19 protein-coding genes are annotated in these 17,741 nt (G+C 43.8%); 11 read left to right on the top strand and 8 right to left on the bottom strand.

Annotation, left to right across the window (positions count from 1 at the left end; translation table 11 throughout):
* The 5 genes from nuoM to N5J47_RS08320 all read left to right on the top strand — a co-directional run bounded on the left by nuoM (position 1) and on the right by N5J47_RS08320 (position 4,913).
* Positions 1–1,599, top strand: a complete 1,599-nt coding sequence (gene nuoM, locus N5J47_RS08340; RefSeq protein WP_279959526.1) for an NADH-quinone oxidoreductase subunit M — start codon at positions 1–3, stop codon at positions 1,597–1,599.
* 3 nt (positions 1,600–1,602) lie between these two features.
* The gene (gene nuoN, locus N5J47_RS08335; RefSeq protein ID WP_279959525.1) at positions 1,603–3,099 is read left to right on the top strand and encodes an NADH-quinone oxidoreductase subunit NuoN; all 1,497 of its coding nucleotides are present in this window, start codon (positions 1,603–1,605) and stop codon (positions 3,097–3,099) included.
* 108 nt (positions 3,100–3,207) lie between these two features.
* Positions 3,208–3,843, top strand: coding sequence for a uracil phosphoribosyltransferase (gene upp / locus N5J47_RS08330; protein WP_267980097.1), 636 nt, complete (start codon positions 3,208–3,210; stop codon positions 3,841–3,843).
* A gap of 119 nt (positions 3,844–3,962) precedes the next feature.
* Positions 3,963–4,256 (top strand): cold shock domain-containing protein, encoded by a 294-nt coding sequence (locus N5J47_RS08325; RefSeq protein WP_279959524.1) that lies wholly within the window; start codon positions 3,963–3,965, stop codon positions 4,254–4,256.
* A gap of 162 nt (positions 4,257–4,418) precedes the next feature.
* Positions 4,419–4,913, top strand: coding sequence for a hypothetical protein (locus tag N5J47_RS08320; RefSeq protein WP_267980099.1), 495 nt, complete (start codon positions 4,419–4,421; stop codon positions 4,911–4,913).
* A gap of 65 nt (positions 4,914–4,978) precedes the next feature.
* Here the strand turns inward: N5J47_RS08320 and gigC are convergent, their stop codons facing one another.
* On the bottom strand, positions 4,979–5,863 hold the full coding sequence (gene gigC, locus N5J47_RS08315) for a LysR family transcriptional regulator GigC (protein WP_279959523.1): 885 nt from the start codon (positions 5,861–5,863) through the stop codon (positions 4,979–4,981).
* A 90-nt stretch (positions 5,864–5,953) separates the two neighbouring features.
* On the opposite strand from gigC, the gene N5J47_RS08310 reads away from it, so the two are divergent.
* Positions 5,954–6,715, top strand: coding sequence for a ferredoxin--NADP reductase (locus N5J47_RS08310; RefSeq protein ID WP_279959522.1), 762 nt, complete (start codon positions 5,954–5,956; stop codon positions 6,713–6,715).
* A 22-nt stretch (positions 6,716–6,737) separates the two neighbouring features.
* On the opposite strand, the gene N5J47_RS08305 is transcribed toward N5J47_RS08310, so the two are convergent.
* Positions 6,738–7,160 carry a hypothetical protein gene (locus tag N5J47_RS08305; protein ID WP_279959521.1) on the bottom strand — a complete coding sequence of 141 codons (423 nt, stop codon included), beginning with the start codon at positions 7,158–7,160 and terminating at the stop codon, positions 6,738–6,740.
* A gap of 207 nt (positions 7,161–7,367) precedes the next feature.
* On the opposite strand from N5J47_RS08305, the gene N5J47_RS08300 reads away from it, so the two are divergent.
* The 3 genes from N5J47_RS08300 to N5J47_RS08290 all read left to right on the top strand — a co-directional run bounded on the left by N5J47_RS08300 (position 7,368) and on the right by N5J47_RS08290 (position 9,967).
* Positions 7,368–7,568 (top strand): hypothetical protein, encoded by a 201-nt coding sequence (locus N5J47_RS08300; protein ID WP_267980103.1) that lies wholly within the window; start codon positions 7,368–7,370, stop codon positions 7,566–7,568.
* Positions 7,569–7,796: 228 nt separating this feature from the next.
* Positions 7,797–9,425 carry a mechanosensitive ion channel gene (locus tag N5J47_RS08295; protein WP_279959520.1) on the top strand — a complete coding sequence of 543 codons (1,629 nt, stop codon included), beginning with the start codon at positions 7,797–7,799 and terminating at the stop codon, positions 9,423–9,425.
* A gap of 362 nt (positions 9,426–9,787) precedes the next feature.
* Positions 9,788–9,967, top strand: coding sequence for a hypothetical protein (locus N5J47_RS08290; protein WP_267980105.1), 180 nt, complete (start codon positions 9,788–9,790; stop codon positions 9,965–9,967).
* Between the two features lie 33 nt (positions 9,968–10,000).
* On the opposite strand, the gene N5J47_RS08285 is transcribed toward N5J47_RS08290, so the two are convergent.
* The 5 genes from N5J47_RS08285 to N5J47_RS08265 form a co-directional block, all read right to left on the bottom strand.
* Complete coding sequence (locus tag N5J47_RS08285; RefSeq protein WP_279959519.1) at positions 10,001–11,197, bottom strand: NAD(P)/FAD-dependent oxidoreductase; 1,197 nt, start codon at positions 11,195–11,197, stop codon at positions 10,001–10,003.
* 53 nt (positions 11,198–11,250) lie between these two features.
* Positions 11,251–12,123 carry a pyridoxal-phosphate dependent enzyme gene (locus tag N5J47_RS08280; RefSeq protein WP_279959518.1) on the bottom strand — a complete coding sequence of 291 codons (873 nt, stop codon included), beginning with the start codon at positions 12,121–12,123 and terminating at the stop codon, positions 11,251–11,253.
* 67 nt (positions 12,124–12,190) lie between these two features.
* Complete coding sequence (locus N5J47_RS08275) at positions 12,191–13,258, bottom strand: HlyD family secretion protein (RefSeq protein ID WP_279959575.1); 1,068 nt, start codon at positions 13,256–13,258, stop codon at positions 12,191–12,193.
* Between the two features lie 126 nt (positions 13,259–13,384).
* Positions 13,385–15,031, bottom strand: coding sequence for an MFS transporter (locus N5J47_RS08270; RefSeq protein WP_279959517.1), 1,647 nt, complete (start codon positions 15,029–15,031; stop codon positions 13,385–13,387).
* Positions 15,032–15,044: 13 nt separating this feature from the next.
* The gene (locus N5J47_RS08265) at positions 15,045–15,593 is read right to left on the bottom strand and encodes a TetR/AcrR family transcriptional regulator (protein WP_279959516.1); all 549 of its coding nucleotides are present in this window, start codon (positions 15,591–15,593) and stop codon (positions 15,045–15,047) included.
* 186 nt (positions 15,594–15,779) lie between these two features.
* Between N5J47_RS08265 and N5J47_RS08260 the strand changes: the two genes are divergently transcribed.
* Together N5J47_RS08260 and N5J47_RS08255 are read left to right on the top strand one after the other, a co-directional pair.
* On the top strand, positions 15,780–16,457 hold the full coding sequence (locus tag N5J47_RS08260; RefSeq protein ID WP_279959515.1) for a DUF1345 domain-containing protein: 678 nt from the start codon (positions 15,780–15,782) through the stop codon (positions 16,455–16,457).
* Between the two features lie 100 nt (positions 16,458–16,557).
* Positions 16,558–17,316: a methyltransferase domain-containing protein gene (locus N5J47_RS08255; protein ID WP_279959514.1), complete on the top strand. Its 759-nt coding sequence runs from the start codon at positions 16,558–16,560 to the stop codon at positions 17,314–17,316.
* A 51-nt stretch (positions 17,317–17,367) separates the two neighbouring features.
* Here N5J47_RS08255 and N5J47_RS08250 read toward each other — a convergent pair whose 3' ends face one another.
* The gene (locus N5J47_RS08250; protein ID WP_279959513.1) at positions 17,368–17,724 is read right to left on the bottom strand and encodes a hypothetical protein; all 357 of its coding nucleotides are present in this window, start codon (positions 17,722–17,724) and stop codon (positions 17,368–17,370) included.
* Positions 17,725–17,741 lie beyond the last annotated feature (17 nt).

Here is a 17,741-nt window from a genome sequence, read left to right as displayed (position 1 = left end):
ATGGAAAACAATTTAATTTTACCCGCACTGATTTTGGTTCCTTTCATTGCTGGTTTTATTTGTTGGTTGGTTGATAAGTTCGACCAACATCTACCACGCTGGATTGCCTTGATTGGTATGCTCATTACCTTCGGTTTGGGCATCGCACTTTGGCAAAGTGGTACATATAGCTACGAGTTGGGCGGAAAGGTCCCAACCTGGGCGGCTGAATTCCATCTCCCTTGGATTCAGACGCTTGGTATTAGCATCCATCTGGCTGTGGATGGCTTGTCTCTGCTCATGGTGTTGCTCACTGCATTACTGGGTGTGCTTGCAGTTGGCTGTTCATGGGGCGAGATTCAAAAGAATGTTGGTTTCTTCCACTTAAACCTGCTCTGGAGTTTGGGCGGGGTGATTGGTGTATTCCTGGCGATTGACCTGTTCCTGTTCTTCTTCTTCTGGGAGATGATGCTGGTGCCAATCTACTTCCTGATTGCACTATGGGGACATTCAGGTTCGAATGGTCGTTCACGTGTTTACGCTGCAACCAAGTTCTTCCTGTATACGCAGATCGCTGGCTTAATCATGTTGATCGGTATCTTAGGCTTGGTGGTCTATGGATACATGATGACAGGCATGATCGGTTTCGATTACAACTATTTATTGGCTGTTGCGAACCACTTGCCACCTGAAGTTGCCTATGCATTCATGTTGTGTTTCTTCATCGGTTTTGCGGTGAAATTACCAGTATTCCCATTACACGGCTGGTTACCTGATGCGCATGCGCAGGCACCAACAGCGGGTTCTGTGGACTTGGCGGGTATCCTGATTAAAACCGCAGCGTATGGCCTGCTTCGTTTTGTGATTCCATTCTTCCCAGCAGCATCAGCACAGTTTGCTGATATCGCGATTATTCTGGGCTTGATTGGTATTTTCTACGGTGCATTCCTTGCGTATCAGCAAACCGACATGAAACGCCTGCTTGCCTATACCTCCATTTCGCACATGGGTTTCATCCTACTTGCAATTTATGCAGGTAATATCCTGACTTTCCAGGGCTTGATGATCATGATGCTGGCACATGGCCTATCATCTGCTGCATTGTTCATTATGTCTGGTCAGGTATATGAACGTTTACATACCCGTGAACTGCGCCTGATGGGTGGTCTGCGTGGCCAGTTGCAATACCTGCCATTCTTCCTGATGTTCTTTGTTGCAGCATTGGTGGGGGTACCAGGTCTAGGTAACTTTATTGGTGAATTCCTGATCCTGATGGGTTCATTCAAGGCCTATCCAGCGTTTACCATCATTGCGGCAGTCAGTCTGGTGTTTGCTGGCCTCTATGGTTTGATCCTGATTCACAAGGCACTGTTTGGTGAGCCAAATCCAGAACAGCAAAAACACTACACGACACCGCTTAAAGACTTATCTACGCGTGAAGTCAGCATCTTGATGATCTGTGTGATTGGTTTGCTTTGGTTGGGACTTTACCCACAGACATTCCTGGATATGTCCCATTCAAGTATGCAGTGGTTAGTCAATAGTTATATGCCAGTACAAGAAGTTGTTGAAACTGTTCAACAGGCTGCAACTCAACTTGAACATGTGGAGATGCAATAAACCATGAACTTCACAATTTCTTTTTCTGAGCTTATGCCACTTGTCCCAGTGATGATTGTGGCGTTGACCGCAGTGGTGGTCATGCTGCTGATTGCGATCAAGCGTAATCACAACCTGATCGCGACAACCTCGGTTGTGGGTCTTAACCTGTCTGCAATTTATATTGTGTACACCATGTTCAGTGGGCACTTCGCGCCAGTGAACATCATGGGCATGTTTATGGTTGATCCATTTACCATGCTCTACCAATTCCTGATTCTGATCGCTTCCTTGGCGTGCTGTACCTTGTCTCATGCCTACATCGAGACCTATAAGGACAACCGTGAAGAGCTTTACATCCTGTTGCTGTGTTCAGTTGCGGGTGCAATGCTGTTGGTTGCAAGCTCACACTATGCTGCGTTCTTTATCAGCCTTGAGTTGATGTCGATTCCAGTATACGGCATGTTGGCGTATACCTATCAACGTAGCCAGTCGCTTGAAGCAGGGATTAAATACCTTGTGCTTTCTGCGACTGCGTCTGCCATGTTGTTGATGGGTATGGCATATATCTATGCCTATACAGGTTCATTGTCATTCTATGATTCTGTTCAGGCATTGTTTACTGCCATCAAACAGCCAATGGTGTTGTTGGGCCTGGGTTTAATCGTCTTTGCCGTTGCATTCAAACTCTCGCTTGCACCATTCCATAAATGGACGCCAGACGTGTATGCAGGTGCGCCAGCACCAATGGCGACATTCCTAGCAACCGCAGCAAAAGTTGCAACCATTGGCCTGTTTGTTCGTTACCTGTTGACTTCAGGCGCGATTCTGGTTGAATCATTGGTTGCCGTTTTAACGGTGATTGCTGTGCTGTCGATCTTGGTGGGTAACTTGCTGGCTGTGCGTCAAGTCAACTTGAAACGTATCCTGGGTTATTCATCCATTGCACACTTTGGTTACCTGTTGATTGCATTGATTAGCATGACCTATGCAAGCCTGGGCAGTGTCACCGTTTATGTGATCACTTATGTATTGACCACAATCGGCGCGTTCGGTGCGGTGGCGTTGATGTCCAGTCCATATAACAATGTAGATGAAGCACAAAGCTTGGCAGACTACCGTGGTTTGTTCTGGCGCCGTCCGATCCTGACAGCGACCTTAACTGTGATGATGCTGTCCTTGGCTGGTATTCCATTAACAGCGGGCTTCATTGGTAAGTTCCTTGTGGTGATGGCTGCGGTGACAACCCAGCACTGGTTCCTGGCTGCAATGATTGTGGTGGGTAGTGGTATCGGTTTGTATTACTATTTACGTGTGATGGTGGTGATGTACATGACACCGCCAGATGTTCCACGTATTGATGCCGATGCACACTGGGGAACCAAGGTCGGTGGTATCATGGTACTTGGTGCTGCATTACTTGTACTACTCCTGGGCATCTATCCAGACCCAATGATCAACCTTGCATTGAAGTCTGAGATTCTTTCTCCATTGCACTTCATGTTGTCACAACAGCAGTAATGCACTGATTTGTACAAAAAAGCCTCCAAAAATTGGGGGCTTTTTTATTGAAGAGTAAAAAAACGCTTTATAATAGGCAAAGATTAATATTTATTTAGGTACTCACTCGTGTCTATTCAGGAAATTCGCCATCCGTTGATTCGCCATAAACTTGGTCTGCTCCGCCGTTCAGACATCAGCACCAAGAATTTTCGTGAGTTGGCGCAAGAAGTCACGATGTTGCTGACCTATGAGGCAACCAAGGACTTGCCGATGTCGGATGATGAAATTGATGGCTGGACGGGCAAGGTCACAACCCAACGCATTGCAGGAAAAAAGATTACCATCGTTCCGATCCTGCGTGCTGGAATTGGGATGCTGGAGGGTGTGCTTAACCTGATTCCAAGTGCGAAAGTGAGTGTGTTGGGCTTGGAACGGAATGAGGAAACTTTGGAAGTTCGTACCTATTATAAAAAACTGGTGCCTGATGTTGCCAACCGTTTGGCCATGATTATTGACCCGATGCTTGCTACAGGGAATTCTCTGATTGCTGCAATTGATGTGCTAAAGGCAAGTGGTTGCAAGGACATTCGGGTGATGGTGTTGGTTGCCGCACCTGAAGGCATCTCTAAAGTTGAGGCCGTTCATCCAGATGTGCGTATTTATACCGCTTCGATTGATCAGGGCTTAAATGAAGAAGGCTATATTGTCCCTGGTCTGGGTGATGCGGGCGACAAGATTTTTGGTAGTGTCCAGAAAGACTAATTTTTAAAATAGATTGAAAAGAGACGTAATCTATCCATAAATTTTTAAGGAAAGATCGAACGTCTCTTTTTAATTTTTATATACTATTCCCATCGTCTTTATAAAATTGGGTGCAGGCCATGAAGCAAGAATTCTATCAGGGAAAAATTAAACAATATAATCCAGACAAGGGATTTGGTTTTATTGCCACTGCTGAAGGAGACGTGTTTTTTCATATCTCAGATTATCCTGCATCAGAGGGTGAGCCAAAGAGAAATGAAAAAGTTAAGTTTTTAGTGCAGGAAAATGAGGGAAAGTTTAAGGCGGTCAAGATTGAGTGTGTCGACCCAAACCCCGCGAAAACTAAGAAAAACAAAATCATGGATCATAATAAGGCCATCACTAGCGAATTACTGTCAAATTTCCGACGTTAGTTATCTTGAATTGTTTTATTGGTAGTTAATTATTCGCCTTTAATTTTGTGAAAGGATTTTTTTTGTCTTTCATAATTAGGGTACAAGATAAGCAGTATTGTAAGCCTGTGTAATCACATGCTAGCATAACTCCTTTATTCTTTAAAAAATAAAAGGTTATATATGCTTAAAAAATGTTTGGAATGTGATAAGGAATATAGTGATCGTTCAGAAGCATGTATCCATTGTGGGGCGCCAAATGACGAGTTATTGCAGAAAAAACAGCAAGCAGTAGAAAAAGAAAATGAGAGTGAGGCTTATACGAATCTGATAATTGTCATTATTCTTGCTGTAATAGGCTATATATATTTTGATCCAATAAGAAATTACTTTTTGGATTTATTCGATGTGGGTATCGTTTCAAAATATGATTTAAAAGATTGCTCAAGTGACCGTGTTAAAAAATCAATTATGCAAATGTTTAATGACGGGACTTATGCTCAAACTTATCATATAAAATCAATTTCAGTTGACACAGCAGTAATTGATACGAATAAGGATGCAATATTGTCTTGTCAGGCAAATCTAGCCTTAAATAATCAAGAACATATAAGCTATATCATTAATTTTAAGGAACAAGGCGATCAAATTATGATTGAAGGGAATCCTGTACAATAAATATTAGTATTAATTCATGCTGTAAAAATACACCAAAGCTAAAATATTTGGCTTTGGTGTTTTATTTACACCTGATCTTCACAAAATTGTAAGAATGCCTTTAATCCAGGTCCCTGATATTTCTGACGATGTACCAGCATAAACAGGGGACGGGTGAGTTCCCAGAAAGGTGTATCCAGAATGACCAATTGCCCTTTTTCCTGAAGTGGTTCAATCGCAAGCCGTGATACACAGGTCATCCCCAGACCATTGGCAACAATTTTCAGGATGGCTTCATTGTGACCTAGGGTAAGGCGAATGTTGGCATCAGGTAGGTCTTTTAAAATTGCGTTGTCAAAGACTTCACGTGTGCCTGAACCCTCTTCACGTAAGATCCATTCCACATCATTAAAGTCTGCTGGGGTGAGTGGACGGTTTAACTGTGTTAAGGGATGCTGTGGAGCACAACACACTGCTAACTCATCATCACGCCAATGGATGCACTGTAACTGGGGCAAATGGCATGAGCCCTCAATCAGGGCCAGATCAAGCTGAAACTGGTTCACCGCTTCAATCATTTGACGGGTATTGCCCACCTGTAACTGTAAATGTGCCTGTGGATGGCGCTGTAAAAAATCTGCCATAAGGTCAGGCATCAGGTAGTCACTGATGGTCAGGGTTGCGCCCAAACGTAGGTCAATACTTTGTAACTCACCTTTGGCGGCCTGTTCAAACGATTCACAACGACCTAAAATTTCCAGGGCTTGTGGCAACAAAAAACGACCCAGATCATTTAACTGCAAGCGCTTGCCCAAGCGGTCAAATAACGGTGCGCCAAGACCATCTTCCAAATCGGCCAGGGCCATGCTTGCCGCACTTTGGGTCAGTCGGACAGCATCACTCGCCTTGGTTACAGTTCCCTCTTGAGCAACCGCCACGAAAACAGCCAATTGGCGTAATGTCATGCGCATGTTAAAAGCCTTACCGTTTGAGTTTAAAAGTATTCATGAATTATCTGATCATGCTAACATGAGCTCACTGTTTCGTGCCACGTTCAAATCATGTCAATTGAAAAATTTAGCGTAGAAAAGGTTTTATCTGTACATCGCTGGGCCCACAATCTGTTTAGCTTCACCATGACCCGACCAGCGCATTTTAAATTTACCGCAGGGCAGTTTGCCCGTATTGGTTTAATGGTTGGTGATGAACTGGTGGTACGTGCTTACTCAGTGGTGTCTTCGCCATTTGATGAAACGCTGGAATTCTTTTCAATTGTCGTTCCCGATGGGGCTTTTACCTCAAACCTGCAACATTTAAAGGTTGGTGATGAGCTGTATCTTGAAAAAATATCTTATGGCTATTTAACTCTGGCACGTTATCAGCAGCCTTTACCACAGGATTTATGGCTGTTGGCAACGGGAACGGGTTTGGCGCCATTTTTATCGATGCTGCAAGACTTTGAGACCTGGAATAAATATCAACAAATCAATTTGGTCTACAGTGTTCGTACCGCATCCGAACTGGCCTATGTTGACCGTATTCAGGAAATCGCCAAGCTGTTTGGTGAGGGGCATTCAGGCTTTAGGTTTATTCCAATTATCACCCGTGATCCTGATGCGGCTTTACATGACCGTTTACCAGTTCTGATTGCAAATGGGGAGCTGGAAAAGGTGGCAGGATTAGCATTCAATCCAGCAAGTAGTCATGTGATGTTGTGTGGTAATCCGCAAATGGTGGAAGATACTAAGGAAGCTTTAAAACAGCGTGGCTTAAGCATGAACCGCCGTGGTGAGGGAAATATTGCGGTGGAAAATTATTGGTAATCTTGGGCGGACTGGATATGTCTTAATGTACAAACATATCCATAAATTCACGGATTTCCTGAATGGCGGTATCGACATCGGTTGTGAGCCATGTGGGTTCAAACAGTCCTGCATAGTGTTCCAGACGTTCCTGTGGCACCACAAGGCGAACAGGGCATTCTTCCTCAAGCAAACGCCATGGCAAGATCGGAACCTCATTGTCCAGAAAAGCCTGAACATTACGGATATCCACAATCATTGCATTGATGCATTCAGGAAAAGGCATCACTGAAAGTTCTTCGGTACGGCGGCGGAAATATTCAAGGTCGCCCCATTTCAGGATATAGCTGGGTTTGTTGAACTCAATCAGTCCAATCAAATGCTCATCTCGTGTGTAATGTAGAAAACACTGATGTGTTACATCCGTATCTAGATCAAGTGAGACACTTTGCTGTTGGTAGGACATAAAGCAGAACATTTAGGAAATGAGGGCGCGTAGTATAGCCTATTTTTAGCGTTTTCTAAACCGCCTACATTTTAAACAAAAAACAAAGAAGAAACAGTAGAGTTTTGCAACAGCAACAACGATAGTCCGAAGCTTTTTCACACAATGCAACATAAGCAGTTGCTAAGATAAAAGCCTGAGAAATAAAAAGGATGAGGGCTAGCTATCATGCATGATTTTAGTAAGCCACAACCTCATGTGGCGAGTCGAGAGGAAATTGCAAAGAAAAGGAAACTACCCGTTTATATGTTGATCATTGTGGGGATTTTCCTGATTGCACTTCTTGTTTATATGGTCGCGGATCATTCAGCGAATCCAACTGCACAGGCAATGCTGTCTCATATGCAGTCGGTACTTTTGGATGCCTAGATCGTTTATTTTTAGACCAAAACCTGTTGAATTAAAAAAGCTCATTGGTGTGAATCAATGAGCTTTTTTGCAAAATTATGCGGACTTTTTGTTGTATTAGTGATGCCGTTTGTTGATTGGAAAATAGACAAAAATTAAGGTTGAGACATCCATAAGTTATGTTCTTGGTTATAGAGCGATCATGGGTGGTTTGATTAATTTTAAAACACAACATAAGGATAACAACACATGAATGAATATTTTACTGATCCCTCCCAGAGAGGAGGATTCGACGCAATGTATTATTGGGACCAGTTTCACCCAATTTTAGCGGCAATTGTTATCTTACTTTTAGGTTGGATTATTGCATTGATTGTTGCTGCTGGCGTGAAAAAGTTACTCCAGAAACTAAACACCAATCATAGATTGTCTTCTGCCACTGGTCATACACCAAACATTGAAAACCTGATTTCCAAACTGGTTTTCTGGTTTGTGATTATCCTTGCCGTTGTCGGTGCATTGAATGTGCTGAACATCAGTGGCGTGAGTGATCCATTCAGCAATATGGTTGGTCGGATTCTGGCCTTTATTCCAAATCTGCTGGCGGCCGTTGCAGTCGGTTTTATTGGCTGGATTGTGGCAGGGCTGGTCAAGGCAGGACTAACCAATGTGCTTGCCAGAACGGAAATGGACGAGAAGCTCAGCAATGAGGTAGGTGTAGGCTCACTCAGCAGTAATATTGGTGAAATCTTCTACTGGCTGGTTTTGTTGCTGTTCCTGCCGATTGTGCTGTCTATTCTAGGCCTGACAGGCCTGTTGATTCCTGTACAGAATATGGTGAATGAGGCGGTTGCTTATTTGCCGAACCTGTTTATTGCGGGTGTCATCATTTTTGTGGGCTACATTCTGGCAAAAATTGTGCGCGGTATTGTTGAGGGCTTGAGTAATAGCCTTGGCTTGCAGACACAGGCAGAAAAAATAGGTTTGTTTAAGAACTCCAATGTATCCAAGTTCCTGGGTTCATTTGTTTTTGCCATCATTATTATCACGGCCTTGATCGTGGCATTTGAAGCACTGGGTATAGAGGCAATTTCCCAACCCGCCACCACAATGCTCAATCAAATCATGTATGCGATTCCACAAATTATTGCTGCTGGTCTGATCCTGATTGTGGCATATGTGGTTTCCCGTTTTGTTGGACGTTTGGTGGCTGAACTGGTTTCAGGAGCGGGTGTTGATGAAATTCCAATGAAGCTGGATGTACAACGCTTCCTTGGACAAACCCGTGTTTCAGATATCATCGGTTGCTTGATTGTGTTCTTTACCATGCTGTTCGCGGTTTCAGAGGCTGCTGACCGACTTGATTTGGAACAGGTCAGTGTGCTGATCGCGATGTTTATCCAGTTTGGTGCCAGTATCCTGCTTGGTGCGGTAATCCTGGTTGTCGGCTTCTGGCTGGCCAATGTGGTCGCCAATGTGGTTCAACGTGGTGAATACAATAGCTCACGCTGGTTGGGCAATCTGGTCCGTATTTTAATCATGGGCTTGGTGATTGCGATGGGCTTAAGGGCCATGGGTATTGCTGACTCTATTGTGAACCTCGCATTTGGCTTAACCCTCGGTTCAGTTGCTGTCGCGTTTGCTTTGGCTTTTGGTCTAGGTGGTCGTCAACCTGCGGAACGTTTGCTCAGTGATCTGTTGGATAAAGCAAAAACTGAGGCAAAACAGCCAAATCCGTTGCGTCAAAATGAGATGACGCCAAACAGTCCAGTGACTCCAACGACTCCTGCTACAGCCAATCCAGTAAATCCGATAGCGCCAACACCAATCAATCCAGAGAATCCAAAACCACCGATTCCTCCATATTCGGATGAATAGTAAAAATAATCTTTGATTTTTTTGGTCAATTCGACCACTCTAGGCAGGGTGGTCGTTTTGTTTGTATAGGGGCTGATGATACTTTATCTATGATTGCGACAGAGGAAATTTTTTAGGTGATACAAGGCATGAAACATGAAATTTAGTCATTCTAAATGAATGTTTCATAACGTAGTAGCAACAAAAAATATCCCTGTCCCGTAGGGTTGTGGCTAAAATCCCCTCATACTTCGTTATGAAACTTGGCAATAGGTTTGCTATTACCTACGTTTCATGCCTAGTCTGATGAAATTTTAGCCTACAACGCAATTCATTTATAAAATATCAACAGCCCCAAAATAAAAAGTCTATAGGAGGATAAAATGAAGAGGCCAAATCGCGTATTCGCACCCATTATTATTGCAGGCATCACTGTAGGCTTTTTGGCCAGTGCGTATAAGTTTGTGGTTGCCAAGTCGGGTTCAGTAAAAGAGAAACCGATTGAAAATACTCAGCAGGCATCTTCCTCAGAGGCAGCAAACTCTTCAGATGAACGAAGTTGAAATAAATTTCAACTGTGGTGTACTGAAAAACAGCTAGACAAATTGGGCTGCGGCTTGGGCAGATGACCATGCCCACTGGAAGTTATACCCCCCTAGATGACCTGTCACGTCGAGTACTTCACCAATAAAATACAAGCCTTTCTGCTTCTTGCTTTCCATGGTTTTTGAGGATACTTCGCTGGTGTCCACACCACCAAGCGTAACCTCGGCAGTACGATAACCCTCCGTTCCCGATGGCTTCACTGTAAATGCATGCAGTTGCGCCGCAATCTGTTCAAGTTGAAGATCGCTGATATTCCCAATCGCTGTCTCACTTTGCTCAGCCCAAATCAACTGCTGTAATTCCAGCACGATACTTTTTGCAGTGAATTCATTTAAAAGGGTACGGAGTAATACTTTAGGCTGTGCTTTTTTCCTTTCCTTAAAAAATTGCACGAAATCCTGGCCTGGAAAGAAATCAATATTGAAGCTTTCCCCTACATGCCAGTAGTTTGAAAGCTGCAATGAGCTTGGACCACTTAAACCACGATGGGTGAACAGCAGGGCTTCGGTAAATTGATGACGGTCATTGATTAAGGTGGCATCTAGGGCATTACCGCTTAAGCGTGTTGTAACTTCCTTAAAATGGTCTGAAAAGGTAAAGGGAACCAGACCTGCACGGGTAGGGAAAACATGATGGCCAAACTGCTGCGCAAGTTCATAGCCAAATCCTGAACCACCCAGGGTTGGAATGGATAACCCACCTGTTGCAACAACCAGTGATTCACAATGATAAGTTCCTTGGCTAGTTTCAATGACAAAACCTGAATCAGTCTGGGATTTTACCTGCTGAACTTCACAGTGGGTTTGAATTTTAATCCGTTTGGCCTTGTCACATTCTGAGAGTAACAGTTCCAAGATTTCCTTGGCCCCATTCAAGGTAAACAGTTGTCCGTGCTTGCGTTCTTCGTATTCAATACCATATTCACAGACCAAGCCAATAAAGTCCCAGTTGGTGTAACGGCTAAGGGCCGAAATCACGAAATGGGGATTTTCGGAGATGTAGTTGGAAGGCTCAACATCCAGATTGGTAAAGTTGCATTTACCTCCCCCTGACATCAGAATTTTTTTACCGATTTTATTGGCCTTTTCCAGTACTACAACTGAACGCCCACGTTTGCCTGCTTCAGCAGCCAACATCAAGCCTGATGCACCCGCACCTAAAACAACAACATCAACCTGATGAATCATGAGTATTACTCGGTAGATGAAAAGCGGGCAATTATAAAAGATTTGTGGGGGTTTTAATATGCTTTAAGCTTTCCCTGCAACCCTCCTGTATGAATCGCCAGGATTCGAGTGTGGGCAGGGAAATGATTGTGCTGGATTAAATCAAGAAGTCCCATCATCATTTTAGCGGTATACACCTGTTCCAGAGGAATATCATATTGTTGTTCGAATTGCTGTATAAATTGCAGCAGTTCAGGTGTGGTTTTGGCATAACCACCACAACAATAGGCATCGGTTAAAGACCAGTTGTTTTTATCAGTCCATTGTTGAATATCCTGTTTGAGAAAATTACCTTTCAAGGCTGAAAAGCCTAAAACATGCTGTAGTTCTGAACTGCTTTCAATGATGCCTGCAAGGGTTCCCCCTGTACCCACAGCACAACAAATCACGTCATAATTTTCTAAATCATCAGGGGAGAGGATTTCCTGTGTCCCTTGAATGGCAAGGGTATTGCTTCCGCCCTCTGGAATAATAAAGGCTTGAGGATATTGTTGCTGCAACTGTTGCAGATACTCAGCTTGATGGCGTAGACGATATTCGGAACGACTGACAAAATTTAACTGCATACCCAAATCATGTGCTATTTGTAGCGTTGGGTTGAATGGTTGCGAAGCCAGTTCTTCACCACGAATCATGCCGATACTTTGAAAACCAAAATGCTGTGCTGCAAAGGCTGTTGCAGCAATATGATTGGAGAAAGCACCACCAAAAGTGAGGACTTGAGAAAAACCTTGTTGTTGTGCTGTCAATAGGTTGTATTTCAGTTTAAAAAACTTGTTGCCCGAAATCTGGGGATGAATCAGGTCAAGGCGTTTGATGGTCAGTTGAACAGGCTGGGGAAGTTGCAATGTTTGATAAGGGATGGGAAAAGCAATGTGATCAAACATTTTTTGCGAACGAGAAATGAATTTGACCACATTGTAAATGTATTTGATTGAGAATGTCAGTGTTGGTTTATGAGTCGGTGTCCACCGATGTGATCACTGACATACCAGGACGTAGGTTCTCCATACCTTTTTGTTCTGGATCAATGGCGATGCGTACCGCAATACGTTGCACCACTTTGGTAAAGTTGCCTGTGGCATTATCAGGTTTGAGTACACTGAACTCTGAACCCGCAGCAGGGGAAATCTGTTCCACATGACCTGTAAACTTCTGGTGATTCATGGCATCAACGGTGAAATAGGCTTTTTGCCCAACTTTCATATTGGCAATCTGGGTTTCCTTAAAGTTGGCAATCACCCAGGTTTGTTTGGGAATCAGGTAAAGCAACTGTGTTCCCGCAGCCACGTATTGACCGACACGTGGATTCACTTCACCCAACTGACCATCCAGCGGAGCAACAATGGTGCTGTAATCCTTGGTGGTGTTGGCCTGATCGAGCTGTGCCTGGGCACTGTTCACTTGTGCCTTTAAACCTGCTTCTGCCACTTGTGCGGTTTTTAACGCCTCTTGCGCCACCAGAATATTGGCTTGGGCCTGCTTGAGCAAGGCGAGGTTGTTTTGGGCATCGGCAGCAGCCTTGTCCTGTTCCGATTTTGATGCCGCACCGCTGTCTCCCAGTTGCTGATAGCGTTTGAGCTGTGCAACGGATAAATCATACTGTGCCTTGACCTGATCCAGTTTGGCCTGTGCCGCCACCACATCGGCCTGACGTTGGGCAATGGCCTGGCTTTGATTGGCAAGGCTATTTTGTGCCTGCTCGACCCCTGAAACTGCCTGTGTCACCTTTTGGTCATAGGTGGTGGCATCAATGTGCATCAAGACCTGACCCTGCTTGACCTGATCGAAGTCCTTGACCAGCACATCCTTGATATAGCCATTGATCTGTGAGGAAAGAATGGTGGTTTTACCTTTGACATAACTATTGTCGGTTTGTTCAATCGCTGTATGAAATGGGCCAATACGCCATGCCCATAAAATAATGGTAATCCCAACAATTAAAACCAGCAGCATCCACCATAGGGTAGAGCGTTTGGTTTTGATGAGCTTGCTGGTGGGCGGTGGTGGAGGCGGTGGCATTTGAGGCACAGTTTCCTGTACCTTTACAGGTTGTGGCGTTTCGTTCTGCTCAGCATTTTGAGCACTATTATTTTCTGGTTTATCTTGTTCAGACATCATGTTTTCTCAATCAAATACGATTAGGCGTTAACTGGCTGCTTGCAGATTCTTTCGGGTCAGGTATTTATTGCGTACATATTTAAATAACCCCCATAGCAGTAAAACAACGGCAAAAATACCATTCAGTACAATTACATCGTTATAGGCACGCACCTGTGCCTCACGGGTAACCACTTTATTCAGGTTTTGTAGCGCCTGATTGTTTTGCAGGACAGGATCGTTGCTACTCACCATTGCACTATGCTGATAAGCCTGTAGACGTTGCGTGACCAATGGATCGGTTGGATCTAATTCACTGTTTATTTCAACCTTATAATTATTGGTCTGATGCTGTTGATAGGTGTTAAAGAATGATGATCCGACCAAGCCACCAAAGTTTTGCGTGGCTGAGAACAGTACAATAAAGGTCACTACATATTGTGGACCACGCTGTAGGGTACGCATAAAGCCCAACAATAGCAGGGGACCAATAAATACACCGCCAGCAAAGCTCACCAAAAACTGGCTACGATAGAAATTGGCAGGACGCACATCACTGGTGAGATGATAATCCAGCGCACAGGCGATCAGGATCAGGATTTCGGCTAGGAATAAGTTCAGGATCAAACGTTCACGATGAAAGGTTAGCGCGCTAAACACCGAACCTGCAATGGTGCCGCAGAAGATCACTACATACAGTGGCACAAACTGGTCTGGTCCCATGCCCATGGTTTTGAGGAAATTCACTGCGGCATAGCTCTGTTCTGACATCAGCAGGCGTAAGGCAAAGGCACTCACCACGAAACTGAGCAAATCACCTGTCGCCAGCCAGCGGGTCATGATCAAGGGGTTTCTACGATAATGCTCATAGGTCAATCCCAGAACAACCAGACAGAAACCAACAATCAGGGTATAGGCCAGCCACGGGCTGTTAAACCACCACAGGATTGGCCCTTGAGTCAGTACAGTACACAGGCAGGCAAACCCAGGGGCGAGTAGGGCAAAGGTAAAGAAATCCTGCTTTTCAAAGACTTCTAAACGCAGGCTGCGTGGCAGTTTAAGTGACACCACCATCGCCAGACAGCAAATTGCCAGACCCAGCTCAAAGGTGTAAATCACATCCCATTGATTGGCACTGAGCAGATAGGGTGAAATGATCCATGCCAAAGGCAAACCAAGTTGCTGGAATCCAAAGGCCAGATAAATCCCTTTTGGCATATCAGCCTTGCTGAAGGCCTGCATGGTGTAATACATACCCAGCGAACTAAGCGGAGCAGCGGCCAGCCCTGCAATAAAACGTACAAACAGCGCCATTTCATAGGTTTTAACAAAGATGTGCAGAATCAGTACGCCAATAAACACCAGCAAACCAATTTCTGAAAACAGGCGTAAACCATATTGCTGACGGGCTTTAAACAGGATCAGGTTGGAACTGACATTTGCCATGACATAGGCTGCGGGCAGCCATGCCGCCTGAGAGGGCGTTAAGCCATATTCACCCTGAAAAATTGGTAAATTGGCCACAATAAAGCCATTACTTAAACTGGCGGCAACCGCAATAAATAGACCAATAATAAAATAGGCCAGACGTTTCGGGGTTGCATGGGCAATTGCCGCAGGCGAGCCAGGCAGGGTTGGACGCTCGTCTGCCGACCAATCTGGAGGTGTCTCAAGATAGCGAGGTGTTTTATCCATGTTATTCCTCGAACTACACTTTAATGCCGTTTAATAATAATTCTATTGCCCGTTTTGCAAGTTGCACCTGATCCTGGTCTGTATGTCCCTGAAATGAGGAACCGAGAATCGCCGTAATCATGGCAAAATCTTTTGTTGTTAAATCATCACGGCATAATTGATGTTGTATGGCCTGGTCAATCAGTGGTTGTAATGCTTTGTCACGCCGTTCATAAATGTTTAGCATGATTGGGTCCTGACGATCAATGATGCGCCAGTAATCAATCAACACCACCAGATGCGGAAGCTGTTCAATATGGCTTTCAATCAAACGAATAAAGCCATCATTAAAAGGGAGCAGCGCTTGTGCCCGCTGCTCCAGTCGGGTAATGGCCTGTTCAAGCAAGGCGGCCATTAAGGCCTTGCGATCTGAAAAATTACGATAAAAGGTCGCCCGACCTACGCCAGCATGGTCAATAATCACCTGTAATGGTACATGAACACCGTGGCTACGAAAAATTTCCTCGGCAGCATGAAGCAGTTCATCACGGTTATGTGCTGCAAGTTGTTGGCGTTTTGTCATAATGTGAAAAGTAGACCTTTATTGCTCACTTGAATTTAACGGACAGTTTTGTCCGTTGTAAATATTGAAATGGGAATTATTTTGTTGAAATTAGGTAAAAGAGTTGTTTTTACTAATTTTTATTCAAGCAGACAATGTTAAAAAAAGTGTAAATTCATTACAGATAAAAATGAAAAGAGGTGAAAAATGCAGGCATTGATCTATCGTTTGGCGAGGGGAGTAAAGCACCGTCCTTATTTGTCTTCGACATTTTTACTGGGTTTGCTGATCTATGCTGCTTTGCATTTTTTCACTGACTGGCAATGGGCGACCTGTCTACAGTTGGGATGGAACACCGCCATCTGGCTATATTTATTTCTCACCTTACGAATGATGTGGCATTTGGATGCAAGCCATATTTTACAGCGGGCTAGACAACAGGATGAGGGTAAATGGATGATCCTGACTGTTGTATTGATTGCAATCGTGGTTTGTTTCATCTCCATTGTGGTACAACTGAGCCATGTTCCCAAAGATCAGGCTGTTCTTAAGGGAGTTCTTATTTTGCTGACCATTGGCACTATTTTTTCAACATGGCTGATGCTGCATACCCTGTTTGCCATTCACTATGCCCATGACTATTATCTTGCCAAAAGTCGCCATGAGGATGCTGGACTGGATTTCCCCAAAACAGATCAGCCTGATTATCTCGATTTTATTTATTTCAGCTATATCATTGGTACTTCAGCACAAACAGCGGATGTGTCCATTACCACTTCTGAGGTCAGGCATCTAAATATTTTTCACTGTGTCTTGGCTTTTATGTTTAATACGGTGATTTTGGCAGTTGCGATCAATGTGGCAGCCAGTTTAATTGGATTTTAACTGATAACTTATTTTTATTTATTTTATTAAAATTGATCATTTTTATTTTTGATTTGGGTTGGCTATTTTAAATATAACCAAACATCGCAAGGATAAGAACATGACCACCCAGCATCAAGTGAACCAGCAGCAATATCAGGATAAATCTCAAGCTTATTTAAACAGTGCAGTCCATGCGCAGGGGATTGAATTTCAAAAAATGCGAAAGTTGATTCAAGCGCATCAATTTAAAAGGGTGTTGGATTTGGGTTGTGGTGGCGGGCATGTCACTTACCAGATCGCCCCATGTGTGGATGAGGTTGTGGCTTATGACCTAACGCCGTCTATGGTGGAGTTGGTTGCTCAACAAAGCAGGGAAAGAGGCTTTCATAATGTGATTGGTCAGCAAGGTGCTGCGGAATCCTTATCGTTTGCAGATCAGAGTTTTGACTGTGTGATCACACGTTATTCAGCGCATCATTGGCAGAATGTGATGCAGGCAATGGGCGAAATATATCGAGTTTTGGCTAAGAATGGCAAGCTTGTGATTGTCGATATTTTAGGAAATGCAAATCCTGTCATGGATACATTTTTCCAGACCATAGAAACCATCCGTGATCCAAGCCATGTACGAAATTATAGTTTGCAGGAATGGATGCACTTTGCTGAATATGCAGGGTTTAAAGTTGAAACTGTTGAAAAGCAAAGTCTGGATTTAGAGTTTCAAAGCTGGACGCAGCGGATGCAGACACCTGAACATGCGGTTGAAACCATACGCTATTTACAGCGAAAAGCATCCGATCAAACGCAGCAATATTATCAGATTCAGGTAGATGGTTCTTTTACTAGTGAGGTATTGTGGATGGTGCTTGCTAAATGATAGGAATCAATTGAAGAGTGGGTTAACACTCTTCAATCACTTATTCTAAATTTACTTTTTGCAGTTGGGTTGAGACAAATCAATAATTTGAGTTCCCTCTACTCGATAGCCAACCTGACCGACCAGAAAAGCCTGATTTAACTGGGTAATCACCACATCAGATAATGCAACAGAACAAGGATTTTTTTCAATCGCACGATCTATCGCAGTTTTAAAGTTCGGTATACCAAGAGGAAACAGGATTACAGGTACTTTGTCTTCGCCGATGACACGTTGTCCTTTAATAAACTGGTTGGAATTAATATTATAATTCTTGGTGGATGCAACAGTCATATCAGCAATACGAACTGCACATCCTGTTGAAAATAACATTGCGGCTACAGTTACAAGCGCTAAAAACTTTTTCATAAAAAACCCCTTATAAA

The organism is Acinetobacter sp. GD03645, assembly GCF_029845285.1.
Lineage (GTDB): Bacteria > Pseudomonadota > Gammaproteobacteria > Pseudomonadales > Moraxellaceae > Acinetobacter > Acinetobacter corruptisaponis.
The sequence above is the reverse complement of the archived record's forward strand: the minus strand, read 5'-3'. Positions and strand labels throughout refer to the sequence as shown.